This is a genomic window from Kitasatospora sp. NPDC085464 (assembly GCF_044541955.1).
In the GTDB taxonomy this organism is placed as follows: Bacteria; Actinomycetota; Actinomycetes; order Streptomycetales; family Streptomycetaceae; genus Kitasatospora.
This window is the reverse complement of sequence record NZ_JBITTM010000074.1, coordinates 16,102-37,190: the sequence shown is the minus strand read 5'-3', so window position 1 is coordinate 37,190 and position 21,089 is coordinate 16,102. Positions and strand designations below refer to the sequence as shown.

Here is a 21,089-nt window from a genome sequence, read left to right as displayed (position 1 = left end):
GACGTCGTCGCTCAGCTTTTCCTGGCGTTCCTTGAGGTCGTCGGAATTCTGCGTTTCCGCGGCCTGCTCCTCGACCTCCTCGGAGGAGCGGTTTGCCCGCTGCTGGCCGCCGCCGGTGTCCTTGCTCGCCATTTCCCTCACCCCGCTCGATTCGTCTGGCACGGTTTGGTCGGTTGGGTCGTTGCCGGTTGGCACCGACCCTATACACAAGGTGCGACTGCCGCTCCCGGTTTGCCGGTGGCGCTTCCTGTCCAACACCCGCTGCCACCCCGGATGATTCCCATTCGGCGGACGTTCACCCGTGGTGATCGAAAAGTTACCCGCCGGACAGCACCCGGAGCAGGTCCTCCGCCGTGCGGCAGCGGTCCAGCAGCTCCTTGACGTGGTTGCGGGTGCCCCGCAGCGGCTCCAGCGTGGGCACGCGCTGCAGCGAGTCCCGGCCCGGCAGGTCGAAGATCACCGAGTCCCAGGAGGCCGCGGCGACGTGGTCCGCGTACTGCTCCAGGCAGCGCCCGCGGAAGTAGGCCCTGGTGTCCTCCGGGGGCTTGGAGACGGCCCGCTCGACCTCGTCCTCGGTCAGCAGCCGCTCGAAGCGCCCGCGGGCCACCAGGCGGTTGTAGAGGCCCTTCTCGGCCCGCACGTCGCTGTACTGGAGGTCGACCAGCTGCAGCCGCGGGTTCGACCACTCCAGGGCGTCCCGGCTGCGGTAGCCCTCCAGGATCTCCCGCTTGGCGATCCAGTCCAGCTGCCTGGACAGCGACATCGGGTCGCGCTCCAGCCGGCCCAGGACGTCCTCCCAGCGGGCCAGCACGTCCACCGTCTGCTCGTCCGCGTCCGTCCCGAAGCGGTCCTCGACGTACTTGCGGGCCAGCTCGAAGTACTCCAGCTGCAGCTGGACGGCGGTGAGCTTGCGCCCGTTGCGCAGGGTGATCAGGTGCTTGAGCGTCGGGTCGTGGGAGACCCGGTGCAGGGTGCGCACCGGCTGGTCGACCGCGAGGTCGGAGGCGATGAAGGAGTCCTCGATCATCGACAGGACCAGCGAGGTGGTGCCCAGCTTGAGGTAGGTGGAGATCTCGGAGAGGTTGGCGTCCCCGATGATCACGTGCAGCCGGCGGTACTTCTCGGCGTCGGCGTGCGGTTCGTCCCGGGTGTTGATGATCGGCCGCTTGAGCGTGGTCTCCAGACCGACCTCGACCTCGAAGTAGTCCGCGCGCTGGCTGATCTGGAAGCCGTGCGCCGAGCCGTCCTGGCCGATGCCGACCCGGCCGGCGCCGGTGACCACCTGGCGGGAGACGAAGAACGGGGTGAGGTGGCGCACGATGTCGGCGAACGGCGTCGCCCGCTTCATCAGGTAGTTCTCGTGGGTACCGTAGGAGGCGCCCTTGTTGTCGGTGTTGTTCTTGTACAGGTGGATGTTCTGCCCGTTGGGCAGCTCCAGCGCGCGTTGCGCGGCGGCCGCCATGATCCGTTCGCCGGCCTTGTCCCACAGCACGGCGTCGCGCGGGTTGGTCACCTCGGGCGAGCTGTACTCGGGGTGCGCGTGGTCCACGTAGAACCGGGCCCCGTTGGTGAGGATGACGTTGGCGAGGCCGATGTCCTCGTCGGTCAGCTGGCTGGCGTCCGCCACCTCGCGCGCCAGGTCGAAGCCCCGCGCGTCGCGCAGCGGATTCTCCTCCTCGAAGTCCCAGCGGGCCCGCCGTGCCCGGTGCATCGCCGCCGCGTAGGCGTTGACGATCTGGGACGAGGTGAGCATGGCGTTGGCGTTGGGGTGCCCGGGCACGGAGATCCCGTACTCGGTCTCGATGCCCATCACGCGCCGTACGGTCATGCGGCCCTCCTTGCCCGGTGCGCCGCCCCCGGCGGGCGGAACACGCTGACGTACCGCTGAACAACACCGGCGCCGGCCATCTGCCCGCGGACGGTGGGTCGAGCCTAGAACCCGGCGCCGACCGGCGGGCCCCGAGACGCGCCGTCCGGCTGCGGGGCCGCGAGGCGCCACAGCCGGACGGTGTGCGTACAGCTCCGGGGACCGCTTCGGGCCCGGGTAACCGCGTGCTTCCCTACAGGTACTGCCCCGTGTTGGCGACAGTGTCGATGGAGCGGCCGGACTCGGCGCCCTGCTTGCCGGTGACCAGCGTGCGGATGAAGACGATCCGCTCGCCCTTCTTGCCGGAGATGCGGGCCCAGTCGTCCGGGTTGGTGGTGTTCGGGAGGTCCTCGTTCTCCTTGAACTCGTCCACGCAGGCGGCGAGCAGGTGGGAGACGCGCAGGCCCCGCTGACCGTGGTCGAGGAAGTCCTTGATGGCCATCTTCTTCGCGCGGTCGACGATGTTCTGGATCATCGCACCGGAGTTGAAGTCCTTGAAGTACAGGACCTCCTTGTCACCGTTGGCGTAGGTGACCTCCAGGAAGCGGTTCTCCTCGGTCTCGGAGTACATCCGCTCCACCACCGACTGGATCATCGCGGCCACCGTGGCCTCGACGGAGCCGTCGTGCTCCTTGAGGTCGTCCGGGTGGAACGGCAGCGAGTCCTTGAGGTACTTGGAGAAGATGTCCTTCGCGGCCTCGGCGTCCGGGCGCTCGATCTTGATCTTGACGTCCAGGCGGCCGGGCCGCAGGATCGCCGGGTCGATCATGTCCTCGCGGTTCGAGGCGCCGATGACGATGACGTTCTCCAGGCCCTCCACGCCGTCGATCTCGGCGAGCAGCTGGGGGACGATGGTGTTCTCCACGTCCGAGCTGACGCCGGAGCCGCGGGTGCGGAAGAGCGACTCCATCTCGTCGAAGAAGACGATGACGGGGGTGCCCTCGCCCGCCTTCTCCCGGGCCCGCTGGAAGACCAGGCGGATCTGCCGCTCGGTCTCGCCCACGTACTTGTTGAGCAGCTCGGGGCCCTTGATGTTGAGGAAGTAGCTCTTCCCCTGCGGGCGGCCGGTGACCTCCGCGACCTTCTTGGCCAGCGAGTTGGCGACGGCCTTGGCGATCAGCGTCTTGCCGCAGCCGGGCGGGCCGTACAGCAGCACGCCCTTGGGCGGGCGCAGCTCGTACTCCTTGAAGAGGTCGGCGTGCAGGTACGGCAGCTCGACCGCGTCGCGGATCAGCTCGATCTGGTTGCTCAGGCCGCCGATCTGGCGGTAGTCGATGTCCGGGACCTCTTCGAGGACCAGCTCCTCGACCTCGGCCTTCGGCACGACCTCGTACACGTAGCCGGAACGCGGTTCCAGCAGCAGGGCGTCCCCCGCCCGGATGGTGAGCTCGCGCAGCGGTTCGGCGAGGCGCACCACCCGCTCCTCGTCGGTGTGGCCGAGAACCAGGGCGCGTTCGCCGTCCTCCAGGACCTCCTTGAGGGTGACGATCTCGCCGATGCGCTCGAAGGCCATCGCGTCCACGATGTTGAGGGCCTCGTTGAGCATCACTTCCTGGCCGCGCCGCAGCTCGTCGAGGGCGACGTTGGGGCTGACGTTCACGCGGAGCTTGCGCCCGCCGGTGAAGATGTCCGCGGTCCCGTCCTCGTTGGCTTCGAGGAAGGTGCCGAAACCGGCCGGGGGCTGTGCCAGCCGGTCCACTTCCTCCTTGAGGGCCACGATCTGGTCGCGGGCCTCTCGCAGGGTGGAGGCGAGCCGTTCGTTCTGGGCGGTCACGCCGGCCAGGTTGGTCTGGAGCTCGACGATCCGCTCTTCGAGGATTCTCGAATTGCGCGGCGAGTCGGCGAGCTTGCGGCGCAGCACGGCGATTTCCTGCTCAAGGTACGAGACCTGAGCGGCCTCGTCGGAACCACGAGCGGGCCTGCCGGTGCTGCGGTTGTAGTCGTCATCGTGGGCTGCCACGGTCCTCACCTCCTCCGGGGAGCTGGACGCTTCCAGACCCTACCTGGGACCAGGGGTCCGTAAACCCCTAGATCAAGAAAGATGGAACGGGCGTGTCCGATCTTCGCCCCAGCGTGCTTCCCCTCTGCTAAGGGGGATACCCACCGCGCACCACCCAAAGCGGGCCAGATGTATCGTCGAGCGAAGTGATATCCGATCGCGACCACTACCCGAGGTCCGATCGTTGTACGAATGGCGGGATTGCACCCAGAAATGGGCGACCCGGGACAGAAACGGCAGGGGACCATGTCGGTGACCGAGCAGACGGCCGCGGCGACCGGAGAGCTGGAGGTGTGGATCGACCAGGACCTGTGCACCGGCGACGGGATCTGCGTCCAGTACGCACCGGAGGTCTTCGAGCTCGACATCGACGGCCTCGCCTACGTGAAGGGGCCGGACGACGAGCTGCGCCAGCAGCCCGGGGAGACCGTCCCGGTGCCGCTGACGCTCCTTCAGGACGTGGTGGACTCGGTGAAGGACTGCCCCGGCGAGTGCATCCACGTGCGCCGGGCCGCGGACCGGGTCGAGGTGTACGGGCCGGACGCGGAGTAGCCGCGCGGGCCCGTCAGGCCTGGCCGACCGGGGCGGTGGTCTGGGAGCGTTCCCAGCCGCCGCCCTTCGGCGTCCAGGTGAGGTCCAGTGAGATGTCGGGCCGGAAGCGCGGCACGTCCTCGCTCGAATACCCCTGCGCGTGGCCGGTGATGGCGCCGTCGGAGCGCACCGCGAGCCGGCTCACGGTCAGGTTCTCGCGCTCGGTGAGCAGGGTGGCCAGCACCGCGGGGCGGTCGCCGGGGCCGTAGCCGAGCAGGAAGACGGCGTCCGGCGGGGTGCCGTTCTCGGCGGCGCAGTGCGCGGCGACCACGGTGCCGGGGCGACCGTCGGCCAGCCGGGCGGGCACGCTGAGCACCGTCGCGACCGGGAACGGGCCGCAGTCGATCGGGAGTTGGGCCTTGGCCGGGTCGGGGGCGACGCTCGCGGCGAGGGCCTCGGGGGTGCCGTGGACGGGCACCGGGGTGCCGGTCGCCGGGGACGCGGCGAGGGCGGCGCCCACCACCGCGCCGCAGCCGGCCAGGGCCAGGGCCCAGTGCCAGGGGGCGGTGCGCACGTGCCCGGGCCGGGTGCGGCCCTGCGGTTTCTGCTGTCCGGCCGTCGCCGTCGTCCCGACCGCGGTCTCCACCAGGCGTCCCCTCCAGAGCTCCAGGAGCTGGTCTGTCTGCGTGCGCGAGCATCGTCCCACACGGTGCCCGGGGACCCGCGGGCGGGGAGGCGGGCGCGCGCCGGCACGACGGGAGGGGTGGCACGAGATCGCTCGTGCCACCCCTCCGTGGTGTGCGGGCTCAGCCCAGGTCGGGCTGGTCGCCGTCGGTCGTGCGGGCGGCCTTGCGGGCGGCGGCGCGCTCCTGCAGGGTCGGCTCGGCCGAACCGTTGTCGTAGTCCTCCCCGTACGCGCCCTTGGCCGGACGGCGGCGGCGCAGCGGCGGCTCGACGCCGTCCGCCAGGCGGCGGGCGGTGAGCAGGAAGCCGGTGTGGCCGATCATCCGGTGGTCCGGGCGGACGGCCAGGCCCTCCAGGTGCCAGGTGCGGACCATGGTCTCCCAGGCCTGCGGCTCGGTGAAGGTGCCGTGCTCGCGCAGCGCCTCGACGGTCTTGGACATCTGCGTGGTGGTGGCCACGTAGCAGCAGATGAGGCCGCCGGGGACGAGCGCCTTGGAGGCGACGTCCAGGCACTCCCAGGGGGCGAGCATGTCGAGGATCACGCGGTCGACGTCGGACTCGACCAGGTTGTCCTGGAGGTCGCCGACGGTGAGCTTCCACGCCGGGTGCGGCCCGCCGAAGTAGCGCTCGACGTTGCCCTGGGCGATGTCGGCGAAGTCCTGCCGGCGCTCGTAGGAGGCCAGCATGCCTTGTTCGCCGACGGCGCGCAGCAGGTACATGCTGAGCGCGCCCGAGCCGACGCCGGCCTCGACCACGCGGGCACCCGCGAAGATGTCGGCCATCGCCAGGATCTGACCCGCGTCCTTGGGGTAGATCACGGCGGCGCCGCGCGGCATGGACAGGACGTAGTCGGGGAGCAGGGGGCGCAGCGCGAGGTACGGGACGTTCCCCGTGGTACGCACGACCGTGCCCTCGGGAGCGCCGATCAGCTCGTCGTGCGGGAACGCACCCTTGTGGGTGTGGAACTGGTTCCCGGCCTGGAGCGTGAACGTGTAGTGGCGACCCTTGGGGTCGGTCAGCTGGACCTGGTCCCCGACCTGGAAGGGCCCGCGTCGGCGGGCGGCACCGGTCGGTTCGGACATGCGGACAATCCTAAGGGAAGCGGGCCGCCCCGCCTCACCAGGGCCCGGTCGCGGCCGTCACCGGCCGGCGACGGCCGCGGTCAGGCGCTGCTCGATGTCGCTGAGCGCGGCGACGCCGTACACCCGGCCGTCCGGCTCGACCACCAGGTACTCGCCCGCCGGGGTGGCCTGGACGGCCCTCAGCAGGTCCTCGCCGCGCAGGTCGGCGTCCAGCCGCAGCCCGGGTTCGAGGTCGCGGGAGAGCGGGCCGACGGCCACCCAGGGGCGCCGGTGCTCGGGCACGGCCCGGACCGCGGACTCGCGCACGATGGCGATCGGCTCGCCCCGGCCGTCCACCACGACCACCGCGCCGGCCTGGGCCTCGCGGGCGCGGCGCATCGCCTCGCCGAGCGGGGTGTCGGCGGTGACCTCGACGGCCCGGCGGGCGAGGTCGCGCAGCCGCAGGCCGGGCAGCGCCTCCTTGAGCCGGGCGTTGCGCACGCTGCCGGTGGCGCCGTTCCAGATGATCGCGGCGAGGACGGCGGCCAGCACCGCGTCGACCAGGGTGTCGGTGGTGGTGCGCTCGACCCCGCGGGCGGCGCTGACCAGGGGCAGGCCGAACAGCACGACGATCGCCAGCGCCCGGCCGACCCAGGCGGCGGCCACCGTGCCGGTCATCGGCCTGCCGGTGACCGCCCAGACGACGGCGCGCAGCATCCGTCCGCCGTCCAGCGGCAGCCCGGGCAGCAGGTTGAAGGCGGCGACCACGAAGTTGGAGACCATCAGGCCGGTGAGCAGCACGCCGGGCACGGTGGACAGCTCGACGGCCCGCACCCCGAGGTAGAACAGGCCGCCGAGCACCAGCGACAGCAGCGGGCCGACGAAGGCCAGCCAGAACTCGCGCCAGGGCGTGGTGGCCTCGTTCTCGATCTCGGAGACGCCGCCGAAGAACTGCAGCTGGATCCGCCGCACACCGAGCCGGTAGCGCAGCGCGACCACGGTGTGGGCGAGTTCGTGCACCAGGACGGAGGCGTAGAAGGCGACGGCGAAGGAGAACGCGACCAGGTAGCGGGTGCCGCCGAGGTCGGGCAGCACGTCGTTCAGCTGTCCGCCGAAGACCCAGGTGATCAGCGCGGCGATGACGAACCAGGAGGGGGTGACGTAGACCGGCACGCCGAAGGGCCGGCCCATCAGGAGGCCGCCGCGGCGCTCCGGCGGCTGCCCGGCCGGGCGCCCTCGGTCGTCCTGCGGTGGCTGGTCGGAGGTCTGTTGCCCCCTGTTGTCGCTCACCGTGATCCCTTCGGTCGTCGCCCCCGTCGTGCCCCGGTGCGCCCACGCTACGTGATCGTGGCACTCCGGTGCCGCGCGCCCCTCCTGGTGCCTTCATACCCGTTCCGGGCCCCCCGGTGGCAGCCCGGTGGCAGCGGGATGACAGCGAAGGGCAATAGGGTCGTAGCCATGCAGCAGACCGACACCACCAGCGCCGCCGGGGCCGCGGAGCGCCGGGCGGCGCCGCCGACCGGCCTGTCCCCGTCCCGGGCGGGGGACTTCCTCACCTGTCCCCTGCTGTACCGGCTGCGGGTGATCGACCGGCTGCCCGAGCCACCGAGCGCCGCGGCCACCAGGGGCACGCTGGTGCACGCGGTGCTGGAGCGGCTGTTCGACAGTCCGGCGGCCGAGCGCACGCCGGAACGGGCGCTGGGCCTGCTGCGCCCGCAGTGGGAGCGGCTGCTCGGTGAACGGCCGGAGCTGGGGTCGTTGTTCCCGGACGACCCGGACGGTGCGGCGCTCACCCGCTGGCTGGCGGACGCCGAGAAGCTGGTCGGCCAGTGGTTCCGGCTGGAGGACCCGACCCGGCTGCACCCGGTGGAGCGGGAGCTGTACGTGGAGACGGCCCTGGACTCGGGGCTGCTGCTGCGCGGCTACATCGACCGGGTGGACGTCGCCCCGACCGGCGAGGTCCGGCTGGTGGACTACAAGACCGGCCGGGCGCCCTCGCGGGACTTCGAGGGCAAGGCGATGTTCCAGATGAAGTTCTACGCGCTGGTGGTGTGGCGGTGGAAGGGCGTGATCCCCAAGCGCCTCCAGCTGGTCTACCTCGGCGGGGGCGGGGACGTGGTCAGCTACGACCCGGACGAGGCCGATCTGCTCGCGGTGGAGCGCAAGCTGAAGGCGCTGTGGGAGCGGATCGCCCTGGCCGTGGCCACCGGGGACTTCCCGGCCACCCGCAACCGCCTCTGCGACTGGTGCGACCACCAGGCCAGCTGCCCGGAGTTCGGCGGTACTCCGCCGCCGTACCCCCTGCCGCTGGCCCGTACGTCTGATGAAGACGATCCCACGGGGGATCCGATGATCAAGGAGTCCTAGTGACGATCCGAGTGCTGCTGGTCGACGACCAGCCGCTGCTGCGCACCGGTTTCCGGATGATCCTGGAGGCCGAGTCCGACCTGGTGGTGGTCGGTGAGGCCGGCGACGGTCAGCAGGCGCTGGACCAGGTGCGGGCGCTGCAGCCCGACGTGGTGCTGATGGACATCCGGATGCCGCGGATGGACGGCGTCGAGGCGACCCGCCGGATCGCCGGCCCGGGGCGGGACGGCCCGGCCAAGGTGCTGGTGCTGACCACCTTCGACCTGGACGAGTACGTGGTGGAGGCGCTGCGCGCGGGCGCCAGCGGCTTCCTGCTGAAGGACGTCCCGGCCGAGGAGCTGGTGCAGGCGATCCGGGTGGTCGCGGACGGCGCGGCGATGCTGGCGCCGAGCATCACCCGGCGGCTGCTGGACATGTACGCCACCAAGCTGCCCTCGGGCGACGAGGCGCCGCCGCAGGCGCTCAGTGCGCTGACCGAGCGGGAGCTGGAGGTGCTGAAGCTGGTGGCGCGCGGGCTGTCGAACGCCGAGATCGCGGCCGAGCTGTTCGTCAGCGAGACCACGGTGAAGACCCACGTCGGCCACGTGCTGACCAAGCTCCAGCTGCGCGACCGGGTGCAGGCGGCGGTGTACGCCTACGAGAGCGGGCTGGTGCGCCCGGGCACCCTGTAGCGGGCTCCCGCGGCCCGTACGGGCGCGCGGAAACGTGACGGCGGCCCGTCCGCTCCCCCGGTGACGGAGGAGCGGACGGGCCGCCGTCCTGCAGGCGCTACTTGGCGGTGCGGCTGATCTCCCAGAAGCGGAAGAAGCCGGTGGTGTCGACGGTGGACTCGACGCCGGTGACGTACGAACGGGCCGCGTAGAAGGACTTGTTCTGGTACAGCGGGATCAGCGGCACGCTCTCGGCCTCGATCTGCTGGATCTGCCCGTAGCCGGCGGCGGCGGCGCTACGGTCGGCCTGCTTGAGGCCGTCCGGCACCAGCTTGCCGCTGATCCGCGGGTCGTCCCAACCGTGGTGGTAGGCACCGCCGTTGACCAGCAGCGGGGAGATGTAGTTGTCCGGGTCCGGGTAGTCGGCGAACCAACCGATGACGTAGGCCTGGTACTTGCCGTCGGCCCAGCCCTTCTTGAAGGCCTCCCAGTCCGGCTCCTGCTGGACGGTGACCTGGAAGAGGCCGCCGGCCTCCAGCTGCTTCTTCAGCGTGTCGGCCTCGTTGCTGCCGGCCCGCGAGCGGGACCAGGTGATGGTCAGCTTGACCGGGGTCTGGACCTTGGCGTCGGTGAGGATCTTCTTGGCCTTGGTCGCGTCCTGGTCGCCGTAGCGGTCGAAGAACGCGGTGTTGTGGCCGGTGACACCGGCCGGGACCATCGCGTACAGCGGCTGGACGGTCCGGGCGAAGACGTCGCGGGCGAGCGCCTTGCGGTCCACCAGCTGCGCGGCGGCCTGGCGGATCGCGACGTTGCCGCCGACCGCGTCCTTGGTGTTGAAGACCAGCGAGCGGGTGTCGTTGCTGTCGCCCTCGGTCACCTGCAGGTCGGTCTTGCCGCCCTGCTGGTCGGAGCGGATCTGGGCCGCGGTGTTCGGCTCCAGGCTGTTGTCGGTGAGGTCGACGTCGCCCTTGTCCAGCGCGGCCTTCAGGTCCTCCGCCTTGTCGAAGTACCGGACGGTGAACTTGCTGTTCCGCAGCTTGGCGTCGCCGCCGTACTTGTCGTTGGCGGACAGCACGACCTTGCCGACCTGCTTGCCGTCGGCGTCGACGGAGTCGATGCGGTACGGGCCGGAGCCGACCTGCTTGTCGTTGGCCAGCGCCTTGTCGGCCGGGTAGACCTGGTGGTCCACGATGGCTCCGGCCGGGGTGGCCAGCTTGGCCGGCAGGGTGGCGTCGGGCGCGGAGAGGTGGAACAGCACCTCGTTGTCGCCCTTGGCCTCGACGGACTTGATCGAGGAGAGCAGGGAGACCGGACCGTTCTGGTCGTTGATCTTCCGGGTGCGCTCGATCGAGAAGACCACGTCCGCGGCGGTCAGCGGGTGGCCGTTCGAGAACTTCAGTCCGGGCCGCAGGGTGCAGTGGTACTCGGTGGCCTCGCTGCCGGTGAACTCGCACGACTGCGCGGCGTCCGGGGTCGGCGAGCTGGCGGCGGCCGGGAAGGTGAGCAGCGACTGGAAGGTGTTGCGCAGGACCAGCCACGAGCCGGAGTCGTAGGAGGTCGCCGGGTCCAGCGTGCCGGTCAGCTGGGCGGTGCCCATGGTGATCGACTTGCCGCTGTCCCCCTTCACGGCGTCGGTCACCGATCCGCAGCCGGCCACCGTCACGGCGACGAGACCGGCACAGCCGAGTACTGCGAGGCGTTCAGCTGAAGTCTTCACTGGGCGCGTCCTTATCGGTGGCACGAAACCCGAGTAGCGTGCCATATCGAACACGCACGACCGATACCCGCGCAGATGACGTTTGGGACACGGCCGTTCAGGGCATCACCGCGCGCCCGACGAGATGTCAGTCAATGCCCGTTTTCTCCCCCGATCCCCCCGGGTCGGAGCGGTGTCGAGCCACGTACCGGCCGGTAGGGCCAGGTCGCAATGAGATGACAATCACACCCGAGGTGGCCGCCCTCGGGCCGCACCGCTCAGACCCGCGAGGCGACCAGCGAGCGCAGCAGATCGAGGTCGACCTGTTCCAGCGAGGGCAGCACCAGCCGGCCGGGCGCCGGCTCGATCGCCGCCACCGAGGGCACCGCGATCACCGGGCAGCCGGCCGCCTCGCCCGCGCTCACCCCGGTCGGGGTGTCCTCGACCACCACGCAGCGGGCCGGCTCCGCGCCCAGCCGGCGGGCCGCCTCCAGGTACGGGTCCGGGAACGGCTTGGTGCGCGGCACCTCGTCCCCGCCGATGGTGAAGGCGAAGTGGTGGGCGCCCAGCGAGCGCAGCACGATGTCGATCACGTGCCGGTGCGAGGCGGACACCATCGCGGCCGGGATCCCGTGCGCGGCAAGGGTGTTGAGCAGGCGCTCGGCGCCCGGCATGAGCGGCACTCCCCCGCCCAGCAGGTCCACGAAGCGCTGGTTGACCAGCACGCCCAGGTCGGCCGGGGCGATGTCCACCCCGGTCCGGGCGACCAGGTAGTCCATCACCCGGGTCATCGGCCCGCCGACCACGTGGGCGCGGTCCGCCTCGTCCAGCTCGTGGCCCAGCTCGGCGAAGAGCGAGACCTCGGCCTGCCACCAGAAGTCCTCGGTGTCCACCAGCGTGCCGTCCATGTCCAGCAGCACCGCCTGCAGGCCGCGGTCGTCCCCGTGGTCGAGGACACGGGTGGCGGTGGGGCTGGTGGTCATGGCGGGTTCCTTCCGGCAGGCCCCGGAACGCGCCCGGGGATGGCACAGGCCGGCCCGCTGGTGAGCGGACCGGCCCGTTCAGGATCATCAAGGATACGCCCGCTTCGTCCGGAAAGCGCGAACGGAGCGGAACGTACGGATTACCGGGCGTTGAAGTACTTCGCCTCCGGGTGGTGGATCACGATCGCGTCGGTGGACTGCTCCGGGTGCAGCTGGAACTCCTCGGAGAGCACCACGCCGATCCGCTCGGGCTTCAGCAGGTCGGCGATCTTGGCGCGGTCCTCCAGCTCGGGGCAGGCCCCGTAGCCCAGCGAGAACCGGGCGCCCCGGTACTTGAGCGCGAACATGTCCTTGACGTCCTGCGGGTCCTCGCCGGAGAAGCCCAGCTCGTAGCGGACCCGGGCGTGCCAGAACTCGGCCAGCGCCTCGGCCAGCTGCACCGAGAGGCCGTGCAGCTCCAGGTAGTCGCGGTAGGAGTTCCCGGCGAACAGCTCGTTGGCCGCCTCCGAGATCCGGTTGCCCATGGTGACCACCTGCAGGCCGACCACGTCCCGCACCCCGGACTCCTCCGGGCGGAAGAAGTCGGCCAGGCAGAGCCGGCGGCCGCGGCGCTGGCGCGGGAAGGTGAAGCGGGTGCGCTCGGTGCCGTCCTCGTGGAAGACGATCAGGTCGTCGCCCTTGGAGTTCGCCGGGTAGTAGCCGTAGACCACGGCCGCCTCCAGCCAGCCCTCGGTCTGCAGCCGGTCCAGCCAGGCCCGCAGCCGCGGCCGGCCCTCGGTCTCCACCAGCTCCTCGTAGGACGGGCCGTCGCCGTTGCGCGCGGCCTTCAGGCCCCACTGGCCCTTGAACAGCGCGTCCTCGTCCAGCCAGGAGGCGTAGTCGGCGAACGGGATGCCCTTGACGATCCGGTCGCCCCAGAACGGCGGGGTGGGCACGGTGTTGTCGACGGCGACGTCGGAGCGGATCTGGCCGAGGTTGACCTCCGGCTCCGGCTCCTCCACCTCGACCCGGGCGTGTCGGCGCTGCTTGAGCTCCGGCAGGGCCGCGCCCGGCACGCCGCGCTTGACCGCGATCAGCGCGTCCATCAGCCGCAGGCCCTCGAAGGCGTCCCGGGCGTAGCGGACCTCGCCCTCGTAGATCTCGTGCAGGTCCTGCTCGACGTAGGCGCGGGTGAGCGCGGCGCCGCCGAGGATCACCGGGTAACTGGAGGCCAGCTTGCGCTGGTTGAGCTCCTCCAGGTTCTCCTTCATGATCACGGTGGACTTCACCAGCAGGCCGGACATGCCGATCACGTCCGCCTTGTGCTCCTGCGCGGCGTCCAGGATCGCCGAGACCGGCTGCTTGATGCCCAGGTTGACGACGTTGTAGCCGTTGTTGGACAGGATGATGTCGACCAGGTTCTTGCCGATGTCGTGGACGTCGCCCTTGACGGTGGCCAGCACGATGGTGCCCTTGCCCTCGCTGTCGGACTTCTCCATGTGCGGCTCCAGGTGGGCCACCGCGGTCTTCATCACCTCGGCGGACTGGAGCACGAACGGCAGCTGCATCTGGCCGGAGCCGAAGAGCTCGCCGACCACCTTCATGCCGGCCAGCAGGGTGTCGTTGATGATCTCCAGCGCCGGGCGTCCGGCCAGCGCCTCGTCCAGGTCGGCCTCCAGGCCGTTGCGCTCGCCGTCGATGATCCGGCGCTGCAGCCGCTCGTCCAGCGGGAGCGCGGCCAGCTCCTCGGCCTTGGAGGCCTTGACCGAGGCCGCGGAGACGCCCTCGAACAGCTCCAGCAGGCGCTTCAGCGGGTCGTAGCCGTCCCGGCGGCGGTCGTAGACGAGGTCGAGGGCGGCCTCGCGCTGGTCCTCGGGGATCCGGGAGATCGGCAGGATCTTGGAGGCGTGCACGATCGCCGAGTCCAGGCCGGCCTCCACGCACTCGTGCAGGAAGACCGAGTTGAGCACCACGCGGGCGGCCGGGTTGAGGCCGAAGGAGATGTTCGACAGGCCGAGCGTGGTCTGCACCTTCGGGTGGCGGCGCTTGAGCTCGCGGATCGCCTCGATGGTCTCGATGCCGTCCCGGCGGGACTCCTCCTGACCGGTGGCCAGGGTGAAGGTGAGGCAGTCGACCAGGATCGAGCCCTCGTCGATGCCGTAGTCGGTGGTGAGTTCGGTGATCAGCCGCTCGGCGATCTCCACCTTGAGGTCGGCGGTGCGGGCCTGGCCCTCCTCGTCGATGGTCAGCGCGATCAGGCCGGCGCCGTGCTCACGGGCCAGCGAGGCGATCCGGCCGAAGCGGGAGTCGGGGGCGTTGCCGTCCTCGTAGTTCACCGAGTTGAGCACCGCGCGGCCGCCCAGGGCCTCCAGGCCGGCCCGCAGCACGTCCGGCTCGGTGGAGTCCAGCACGATCGGCAGGGTGGAGGCGGTGGCCAGGCGGCCCGCGATCTCCTTCATGTCGGCGACGCCGTCGCGGCCGACGTAGTCCACGCAGAGGTCCAGCAGGTGGGAGCCGTCGCGGATCTGGTCGCGGGCGATCTCCACGCAGGCCTGCCAGTCGCCGGCCAGCATCGACTCGCGGAACTTCTTCGAACCGTTGGCGTTGGTGCGCTCGCCGATCGCGAGGTACGAGGTGTCCTGGCGGAACGGCACCGCCTGGTACAGCGAGGCGGCCGACGGGTCGGGCTGCGGCTCGCGCACGGCGATCTCGCGGCCCTGGACGCGCTCGACCACGGCGCGCAGGTGCTCGGGCGTGGTGCCGCAGCAGCCGCCGACCAGCGAGAGGCCGTACTCGCGGGTGAACACGTCGTGCGCGTCGGCCAGTTCGGCCGGGGAGAGCGGGTAGTGGGCGCCGTCCTTGCCGAGCACCGGCAGGCCCGCGTTCGGCATGCAGGACAGGCCGATCCGGGCGTTCTTGGCCAGGTAGCGCAGGTGCTCGCTCATCTCGGCCGGGCCGGTGGCGCAGTTGAGGCCGATGTAGTCCACGCCGAGCGGCTCCAGCGCGGTGAGCGCGGCGCCGATCTCGGAGCCGAGCAGCATGGTGCCGGTGGTCTCCACCGTCACCTGCACCAGCACCGGCAGGTCCAGCCCGGCCTCGGCCAGGGCGCGCTTGGAGCCCAGGATGGCGGCCTTGGTCTGCAGCAGGTCCTGGCTGGTCTCGACCAGCAGCGCGTCGGCGCCGCCGGCGATCAGCCCGGCCGCGTTCTGCTGGAAGCCGTCGCGCAGCGTCTCGTACGGGGCGTGGCCGAGGGTCGGCAGCTTGGTGCCGGGGCCGATCGAGCCGAGCACCCAGCGGACGCGGCCGTCGGCGGCGCTGTGCGCGTCGGCGCTCTCGCGGGCGATCCGGGCACCGGCCTCGGACAGCTCGAAGATCCGCTCGGGGATGTCGTACTCGCCGAGCGCGGCGAAGTTGGCGCCGAAGGTGTTCGTCTCCACGCAGTCCACGCCCACACCGAAGTAGGCCTCGTGGACGGAGCGGACGATGTCCGGCCGGGTGATGTTGAGGACCTCGTTGCAGCCTTCGAGGTTCTGGAAGTCCTCCAGCGTCGGGTCCTGCGCCTGGAGCATGGTGCCCATCGCACCATCGGCGACCACCACCCGGGTGGCGAGCGATTCACGCAGCGCGTTCGCGCGGCTCTGCTGAGTGATGGACGGATCGGCTGCAGTGGCCATGGGGCTTCTCCCTGGTGCGACGGCTGTCGGCTTTGCACCCCCGCTTGCTCGGGGACGCACGTGGCCAGCGTATCCGGCCGACCGGTCGGCGCGCCGACCCGTTTCGTATCCTGAGCGCTCGACCGCAAGGGGGGAGCAACCGCGTGACGAAGATCAGGACGGTGCTGCGGCAAACCGGCAAGGCCCTGGCGGCCCCGTTCCGGGCGCTGCGCGACCGCTGGCGACGGTGGTCCTGGTGGCGCCGGGCCCTGCTGGTCCTGGCGCTGGTGGTGGCCGTGCCGGTCGCCGCGCTGGGCTCGTTGTTCATCTCCATCCGACTGCACTATGCGGGTGACCCGGCCCCCGAAGCCCGCACCCGGGGGCGGGACGCGGTCTGGCTCGGCCACGCCTGGGTGGACGGCCGCAAGAGCGAGGCCGACGTCGAGGCCCTCGCGCGGCAACTTGCCGGGACCGGCATTCGCGACCTGTACGTGCACACCGGCCCGCTGGAGCACGACGGCTCGCTGCCGCCCGCCGTCCACCCGCAGGCCCGCTGGTTCACCGACGCCGTGCACCGGGTGCTGCCGGGCGTACGACTGCAGGGCTGGCTGGGTGACGAGGTCAAGCCGGAGAAGGACGCCCTGGACCTGGAGGACGCCGCGACCCGGGACCGGGTCACCGCCTCCGCCGGCCAGGTGCTGGACCTCGGCTTCGACGGCGTGCACTTCGACATGGAGCCGATCCGCCCCGGTTCGGCCGGCTGGCTGGCCCTGCTCGACCAGGTCCGCCCGGTCACCGCGGCGCGCGGCGCGAAGCTCTCGGTGGCGGCCCCGCAGATCGACCCGGTCCCGGACCTGCACACGGCCGGGATCCTGCTCACCGACCACGGCAAGTGGTGGGACCAGGCGTACTTCGCCGCGACCGCCCGCCGGGTCGACCAGATCGCCGTGATGACCTACGACACCTCGATGCCGACCGAGCCGCTGTACGGCGGCTACGTCGCCCAGCAGACCGAACTCGCCCTGCAGGCCACCCCGGCCGACGTGGACCTGCTGATCGGCCTGCCGTTCTACTGGGACGACAAGTGGGGCCACTGGGGCCGCGCCGAGACCGTCGACGCGGCCGTCCGCGGCGTCCGGCTGGGCCTGGGCCGGGAGGACCTGCGACGGCCGAACTTCGGGGTCGCGCTCTACGTCGACTTCGCCTCGACGCCCGAGAACTGGGCGGCGTACCGGCGCGGCTGGGTGGACGTCTAGCCCGGCCGGGGTCGGCTCACCCGGCGGCGGCGCACGCGGCGTCGGCCCGCTCGGCGCCGCCCCGCCCGGAGGGGGCCGGCCGGCGGCCCCGGATCAGGGGGCGAGCCGGTGGGCCAGCGCGCCCAGGTAGCGGTGCACGGTCGCGTCCTCGCCGGTCACGTAGTGCGAGACGGCCCGGTACAGCGGCAGGCGGACCTCGCCGCGCTCGGTCACGGTCAGCGAACAGCCCGGCCCCGCCGGGGTGAGCACGTACGTCCAGGTGCCGCCGTACGGCAGGTCCGGGTCGGCGATGCCGGTGACCAGGCGGTGCGGGGCCTCGCTGGCCACCACCTCGTACGTGGTGTGCCCGTGCCGGTCGTACTCGCGCCAGCGCACCCGGCCGCCGGCCGCGGCGGGCAGCCGCTCGACGTGGGTGAGGCCCGGGCGCCAGGCCGGGTAGAGGTCGATGTCGGTGAGCACGTCCCAGACCGCGCCGGGCGGCTGGGAGAGTTCGAGTCCGCCCTCGGTGACGTGCTCCACCGGCAGTCGGCGGCCCGCCCGGTCCGCCGCCAGCAGCACGGCGCCCGCCAGCGCGGCGGCGCCCGCGCCCGCGCCGATCCACAGCCATCGGTTCATCGGTCCGGCCCCTTCCGCCCGGTCCCCGCCTGTTCATCATCGCGCCGCCGGGCCGCCGCGGCACGCCCGTCGCGCTGCGCCACCGGGCGGGCCCGTCCGCGCCCGGTCCGCGCCTGACGGACCGTCAGCCCGCGGGGTGCCGATATCCGCTGGATCGGGGCGGCCGGCTCCCCCAGACTGTCCCGGTGCCCGGCCGCGGTGCGCATCAAAGCCCGTAGGCTGGGCAGGTAGGGACCATGGGGCGAGGCGTTCCATGGGAGACGAGAGGTTCGACAGTCGGCAGCCGGCCCGTCGGCGCCCCGGCAGACCAGCCGGGGCGGTGCCGACTCCGCCGCCGACCGGAGGGAGACACTGGGTGATCGAGTTGGAAGATGTTCCCGAGTTGATCGACCCGGTGATGGTCTGCGCCTTCGAGGGCTGGAACGACGCGGGCGACGCCGCGTCCGCGGCCCTGGCGCACCTGGACGAGACATGGGGCGGCAAGGTGTTCGCCGCCCTGGACGCGGAGGACTACTACGACTTCCAGGTCAACCGGCCCACCGTCTGGATGGACGGCGGCATCCGCCGGATCACCTGGCCGACCACCCGGCTCTCGGTGATCCGGGTGACGGAGCCGACGACCCGGGACGTCGTGCTGGTCCGCGGCATCGAGCCGAGCATGCGCTGGCGCTCGTTCTGCAACGAGCTGCTGGGCTTCGCGCACGAGCTGGGCATCGAGCTGGTGGTGATCCTGGGCGCGCTGCTCGGTGACACCCCGCACAGCCGCCCGGTGCCGGTCAGCGGGGTCACCTCCGACCCGGATCTGGCCCGTCGGCTGGACCTGGAGGAGAGCCGCTACGAGGGTCCGACCGGCATCGTCGGCGTGCTCCAGGAGGCCTGCACGCACGCCGGGGTCCCGGCCGTGACGCTCTGGGCGGCGGTGCCGCACTACGTCTCGCAGCCGCCGAACCCCAAGGCCACGCTGGCCCTGATCAACAAGCTGGAAGACCTGCTGGACCTGCGCATCCCGCCGGGCGAGCTCGGCGAGGACGCCCGGGCCTGGCAGCTGGGCGTGGACCAGCTGGCCGCCGAGGACAGCGAGGTCTCCGAGTACGTCCAGCAGCTGGAGGAGGCGCAGGACACCGCGGAGCTGCCGGAGGCCTCCGGGGACGCCATCGCCCGCGAGTTCGAGCGCTACCTGCGCCGCCGCGAGAACGTCGGGCCGACCGGCGAGAAGCCGGTGTCCGGGCACGCCACCGCGGAGCGGCCCGCCGAGCCGGAGGCCCCGGGCCCGGCCCGGGAGAGCCAGGACGGCTCCGAGGAGGAGTAGTCACCGCAACGCCGGAGGGGCGTCAGGGCCGAACGTCCTGACGCCCCTCCGGCGTGTGGTGCGGAATTCTTGCGGCGCCGTACTACAGGGCGACGCCGAGCAGGGCGTCCACGGTGCGGGTCACCAGGCCGGGCGCGCCGATGTCGGTGCCGCCCTCGGCCTCCTGCTGCTCGGCCCAGCGGTCGACCGAGGCCAGCGCGGCGGGCGCGTCCAGGTCGTTCGCGAGGGCCGTGCGGACCTCGGCGAGCAGCTGCTCGGCCGCCGGGCCGTCCGGCCGGGAGACCGCGGCGCGCCAGCGGGCGAGGCGCTCGACGGCCTCGTCCAGGACGTCCTTGGTCCACTCCCAGTCGGCGCGGTAGTGGTGCGAGAGCAGCGCCAGGCGGATCGCCGCCGGGTCGACGCCCTCGCGGCGCAGCGCCGAGACGAAGACCAGGTTGCCGCGGGACTTGGACATCTTCTGGCCGTCCAGCGCGACCATGCCGGCGTGCACGTACGCCTTGGCGTACGGGTGGGTGCCGGTGGCGACCTGGGCGTGCGAGGCGCCCATCTCGTGGTGCGGGAAGGAGAGGTCGCTGCCGCCGCCCTGGATGTCGAAGGACATGCCGAGGTACTGCAGCGCGATGGCGACGCACTCGATGTGCCAGCCGGGGCGGCCGTGGCCGAGCTCGGTGTCCCAGGCGGGCTCGCCGGGGCGGGCGGCCATCCAGAGCAGGGCGTCCAGCGGGTTGCGCTTGCCGGGGCGGTCCGGGTCGCCGCCGCGCTCGGCGAAGACCGGGCGCATGGCCTCGCGGGTGAGGCCGGAGACCTCGCCGAAGTGCGGGTCGGCGTCGACCGAGAAGTAGATGTCGCCGTCGACCTCGTACGCGGCGCCGGAGGCCAGCAGCTTCTGGACGATCGGGACGATCCACGGGATGGACTCGACGGCGCCGATGTAGTGGGCCGGCGGGAGCAGGCGGAGCGCGGTCATGTCCTCGCGGAACAGCGCGGTCTCGCGCTCGGCCAGGGCCACCCAGTCCTGGCCGGTCTCGACCGCGCGCTGCAGCAGCGGGTCGTCCACGTCGGTCACGTTCTGGATGTACAGGACGTCGTGGCCGGCGTCCTTCCAGACGCGCTGCACCAGGTCGAACGCGTTGTAGGTGGCGGCGTGGCCCATGTGGGTCGCGTCGTAGGGGGTGATGCCGCAGACGTAGATCCGGGCGGTGCCGTCCTGCGGCACGACCTCCCGGACCGTACCCGCTGCGGTGTCGTGGATGCGGAGGGGGTGACCCTGACCAGGCAGGGCGGGAACCTCGGAGGCGGGCCAGGCATGCATGGAAACAACTTTAACCTTGCGAACATTTGAAAGCCTAACCAGTGCGCAAGATCGACTGGTTTCGCTTCATGCCGTTGCCTGACCGGTTCTCGACTGGTAGTGCACGGGTTCTCGACCGCTTCCGGAGCCCGCCGACCCGTTTCCGGCACGGGTGAGCGCCCGGCCGGCCCTGCCGCCGACCGGGCGCCCGGCTCCCCGGGGAACGCGGCCGGAGCCGCTACGACCGCTGCCAGAGGGCCGGTACGTTCGGCGGTTCCCAGCCGACCATGGCGGTGTGCGCCTGGAGGCAGACGTAGGAAACGCCGGAGTACGTGACGCGGTCACCCGCGCGGTAGGAGGCGCCCGGCGCCCAGCTGCCGCCCGGCGGCGTGGTGGGCGTGCCGGTGGGGGTGGCGGTGGGCGTGGGCGTCGGGCTCGGCATGCCGGGGGTCTGCGGCACGTTCAGCACGAAGTCGTAGCTGCCCTCGCGGACGTTGCCGTTCTGCCGGACGTTCATCAGCAGCCGGGCGTCGTAGATGGTGTCGGTGCTGTTGCGCGGCTCGCCCGGGAAGTACAGCTGGGTGGTGACGACCGGGCGGCCGGGGGCCTGGAGCTTGACGTGGATGTGCCGGGTCCGGCCCGGGTAGAGGCCGGGCACGATGGTGTCCAGCCCGTACGCGCCGTTGGCGTCGGTGAACTGGTGGCCGCGGAAGGTGTAGCCGACGTTGTCGTACGCGCCGTTGTCGTCGGCCTGCCAGAAGTCCAGCAGCACGCCGGGGACGGGCCGGCAGGCGAGGCCGAAGACGTAGCCGCTGACGACCAGCCGGGTGCCGGGGCCGTCGTTGGCCATCGAGCTGCGCAGCGGGGAGTCGGGCTTGAAGTAGGGGCCCTCGGTCTGTTCGATCGTGGGGTCGTCGCCGTCGTGGCAGTCGGGGGTGAGCTCCGGGGTCCGGCCGGTGCCGACCTGCTCGCGGGCCAGTGCGACCCCGCCGCCGATCAGCAGCGGGGCGGCCCCGAGCGCGGCGGCGGCCTTCAGTACGGTCTTGCGGCTGATCATGCCGTCGGGCACGCTCATCGCCGTCTCCCTGTCGTGGGGCGGGGGTGGGGGCGGCCCTTGCCATGGTGGGGGCATGACAAGGACCGGGCCG

The 21,089-nt window shown here is 71.8% G+C and carries 17 protein-coding genes; 5 read left to right on the top strand and 12 right to left on the bottom strand.

Annotation, left to right across the window (positions count from 1 at the left end; all coding sequences use genetic code 11):
* From ACIGG8_RS39700 to arc, 3 genes are all read right to left on the bottom strand, one after another.
* Window positions 1-132, bottom strand: a 132-nt coding sequence (locus ACIGG8_RS39700; RefSeq protein ID WP_396553441.1) for a ubiquitin-like protein Pup, incomplete at its 3' end; no start/stop codon positions are given.
* Window positions 133-316: 184 nt separating this feature from the next.
* The gene (gene dop / locus ACIGG8_RS39695; RefSeq protein WP_350523847.1) at window positions 317-1,828 is read right to left on the bottom strand and encodes a depupylase/deamidase Dop; all 1,512 of its coding nucleotides are present in this window, start codon (window positions 1,826-1,828) and stop codon (window positions 317-319) included.
* 232 nt (window positions 1,829-2,060) lie between these two features.
* Window positions 2,061-3,827, bottom strand: coding sequence for a proteasome ATPase (arc, locus tag ACIGG8_RS39690; RefSeq protein ID WP_350523848.1), 1,767 nt, complete (start codon window positions 3,825-3,827; stop codon window positions 2,061-2,063).
* Between the two features lie 285 nt (window positions 3,828-4,112).
* On the opposite strand from arc, the gene ACIGG8_RS39685 reads away from it, so the two are divergent.
* Window positions 4,113-4,418, top strand: a complete 306-nt coding sequence (locus ACIGG8_RS39685; RefSeq protein WP_350523849.1) for a ferredoxin — start codon at window positions 4,113-4,115, stop codon at window positions 4,416-4,418.
* Between the two features lie 13 nt (window positions 4,419-4,431).
* Here the strand turns inward: ACIGG8_RS39685 and ACIGG8_RS39680 are convergent, their stop codons facing one another.
* The 3 genes from ACIGG8_RS39680 to ACIGG8_RS39670 form a co-directional block, all read right to left on the bottom strand.
* A complete protein-coding gene (locus tag ACIGG8_RS39680; RefSeq protein ID WP_396553439.1) occupies window positions 4,432-5,043 on the bottom strand; it encodes a hypothetical protein in 612 nt (203 codons plus the stop codon).
* Between the two features lie 160 nt (window positions 5,044-5,203).
* Window positions 5,204-6,163: a tRNA (adenine-N1)-methyltransferase gene (locus ACIGG8_RS39675; RefSeq protein WP_350523851.1), complete on the bottom strand. Its 960-nt coding sequence runs from the start codon at window positions 6,161-6,163 to the stop codon at window positions 5,204-5,206.
* 57 nt (window positions 6,164-6,220) lie between these two features.
* On the bottom strand, window positions 6,221-7,438 hold the full coding sequence (locus tag ACIGG8_RS39670; RefSeq protein ID WP_396553440.1) for a site-2 protease family protein: 1,218 nt from the start codon (window positions 7,436-7,438) through the stop codon (window positions 6,221-6,223).
* 162 nt (window positions 7,439-7,600) lie between these two features.
* Between ACIGG8_RS39670 and ACIGG8_RS39665 the strand changes: the two genes are divergently transcribed.
* Together ACIGG8_RS39665 and ACIGG8_RS39660 are read left to right on the top strand one after the other, a co-directional pair.
* Window positions 7,601-8,509: a RecB family exonuclease gene (locus ACIGG8_RS39665; protein WP_350523853.1), complete on the top strand. Its 909-nt coding sequence runs from the start codon at window positions 7,601-7,603 to the stop codon at window positions 8,507-8,509.
* Window positions 8,509-9,180: a response regulator transcription factor gene (locus ACIGG8_RS39660; protein ID WP_350523854.1), complete on the top strand. Its 672-nt coding sequence runs from the start codon at window positions 8,509-8,511 to the stop codon at window positions 9,178-9,180. The genes ACIGG8_RS39665 and ACIGG8_RS39660 overlap by 1 nt, the downstream gene beginning before the upstream one ends.
* A 97-nt stretch (window positions 9,181-9,277) precedes the next feature.
* Here ACIGG8_RS39660 and ACIGG8_RS39655 read toward each other — a convergent pair whose 3' ends face one another.
* From ACIGG8_RS39655 to metH, 3 genes are all read right to left on the bottom strand, one after another.
* Window positions 9,278-10,876 carry an ABC transporter substrate-binding protein gene (locus ACIGG8_RS39655; protein ID WP_396553438.1) on the bottom strand — a complete coding sequence of 533 codons (1,599 nt, stop codon included), beginning with the start codon at window positions 10,874-10,876 and terminating at the stop codon, window positions 9,278-9,280.
* Between the two features lie 257 nt (window positions 10,877-11,133).
* Window positions 11,134-11,838 carry an HAD family phosphatase gene (locus ACIGG8_RS39650; RefSeq protein ID WP_350523856.1) on the bottom strand — a complete coding sequence of 235 codons (705 nt, stop codon included), beginning with the start codon at window positions 11,836-11,838 and terminating at the stop codon, window positions 11,134-11,136.
* A 140-nt stretch (window positions 11,839-11,978) separates the two neighbouring features.
* On the bottom strand, window positions 11,979-15,491 hold the full coding sequence (gene metH / locus ACIGG8_RS39645; RefSeq protein WP_396553437.1) for a methionine synthase: 3,513 nt from the start codon (window positions 15,489-15,491) through the stop codon (window positions 11,979-11,981).
* Between the two features lie 143 nt (window positions 15,492-15,634).
* On the opposite strand from metH, the gene ACIGG8_RS39640 reads away from it, so the two are divergent.
* Window positions 15,635-16,726 (top strand): hypothetical protein, encoded by a 1,092-nt coding sequence (locus ACIGG8_RS39640; protein ID WP_396553436.1) that lies wholly within the window; start codon window positions 15,635-15,637, stop codon window positions 16,724-16,726.
* A 93-nt stretch (window positions 16,727-16,819) separates the two neighbouring features.
* On the opposite strand, the gene ACIGG8_RS39635 is transcribed toward ACIGG8_RS39640, so the two are convergent.
* The gene (locus ACIGG8_RS39635) at window positions 16,820-17,341 is read right to left on the bottom strand and encodes an SRPBCC domain-containing protein (protein WP_396553435.1); all 522 of its coding nucleotides are present in this window, start codon (window positions 17,339-17,341) and stop codon (window positions 16,820-16,822) included.
* Window positions 17,342-17,696: 355 nt separating this feature from the next.
* Here ACIGG8_RS39635 and ACIGG8_RS39630 point away from each other — a divergent pair, with 355 nt between their 5' ends.
* Entirely contained in the window at window positions 17,697-18,650 is a 954-nt protein-coding gene (locus ACIGG8_RS39630) for a PAC2 family protein (protein WP_396553434.1), read from the top strand.
* A gap of 82 nt (window positions 18,651-18,732) precedes the next feature.
* On the opposite strand, the gene mshC is transcribed toward ACIGG8_RS39630, so the two are convergent.
* Together mshC and ACIGG8_RS39620 are read right to left on the bottom strand one after the other, a co-directional pair.
* The gene (gene mshC, locus ACIGG8_RS39625; protein ID WP_396553433.1) at window positions 18,733-19,962 is read right to left on the bottom strand and encodes a cysteine--1-D-myo-inosityl 2-amino-2-deoxy-alpha-D-glucopyranoside ligase; all 1,230 of its coding nucleotides are present in this window, start codon (window positions 19,960-19,962) and stop codon (window positions 18,733-18,735) included.
* Between the two features lie 217 nt (window positions 19,963-20,179).
* Complete coding sequence (locus tag ACIGG8_RS39620) at window positions 20,180-21,016, bottom strand: carbohydrate-binding protein (protein WP_396553432.1); 837 nt, start codon at window positions 21,014-21,016, stop codon at window positions 20,180-20,182.
* Window positions 21,017-21,089 lie beyond the last annotated feature (73 nt).

What these genes read in the sequence shown, in the direction of transcription:
- dop (WP_350523847.1), bottom strand. Translation starts at nt 1,828, where the DNA reads ATGACCGTACGGCGCGTGATGGGCATCGAGACCGAGTACGGGATCTCC.
- ACIGG8_RS39685 (WP_350523849.1), top strand. Translation starts at nt 4,113, where the DNA reads ATGTCGGTGACCGAGCAGACGGCCGCGGCGACCGGAGAGCTGGAGGTG.
- ACIGG8_RS39675 (WP_350523851.1), bottom strand. Translation starts at nt 6,163, where the DNA reads ATGTCCGAACCGACCGGTGCCGCCCGCCGACGCGGGCCCTTCCAGGTC.
- ACIGG8_RS39665 (WP_350523853.1), top strand. Translation starts at nt 7,601, where the DNA reads ATGCAGCAGACCGACACCACCAGCGCCGCCGGGGCCGCGGAGCGCCGG.
- ACIGG8_RS39650 (WP_350523856.1), bottom strand. Translation starts at nt 11,838, where the DNA reads ATGACCACCAGCCCCACCGCCACCCGTGTCCTCGACCACGGGGACGAC.
- metH (WP_396553437.1), bottom strand. Translation starts at nt 15,491, where the DNA reads ATGGCCACTGCAGCCGATCCGTCCATCACTCAGCAGAGCCGCGCGAAC.
- ACIGG8_RS39635 (WP_396553435.1), bottom strand. Translation starts at nt 17,341, where the DNA reads ATGAACCGATGGCTGTGGATCGGCGCGGGCGCGGGCGCCGCCGCGCTG.
- mshC (WP_396553433.1), bottom strand. Translation starts at nt 19,962, where the DNA reads ATGCATGCCTGGCCCGCCTCCGAGGTTCCCGCCCTGCCTGGTCAGGGT.
- ACIGG8_RS39620 (WP_396553432.1), bottom strand. Translation starts at nt 21,016, where the DNA reads ATGAGCGTGCCCGACGGCATGATCAGCCGCAAGACCGTACTGAAGGCC.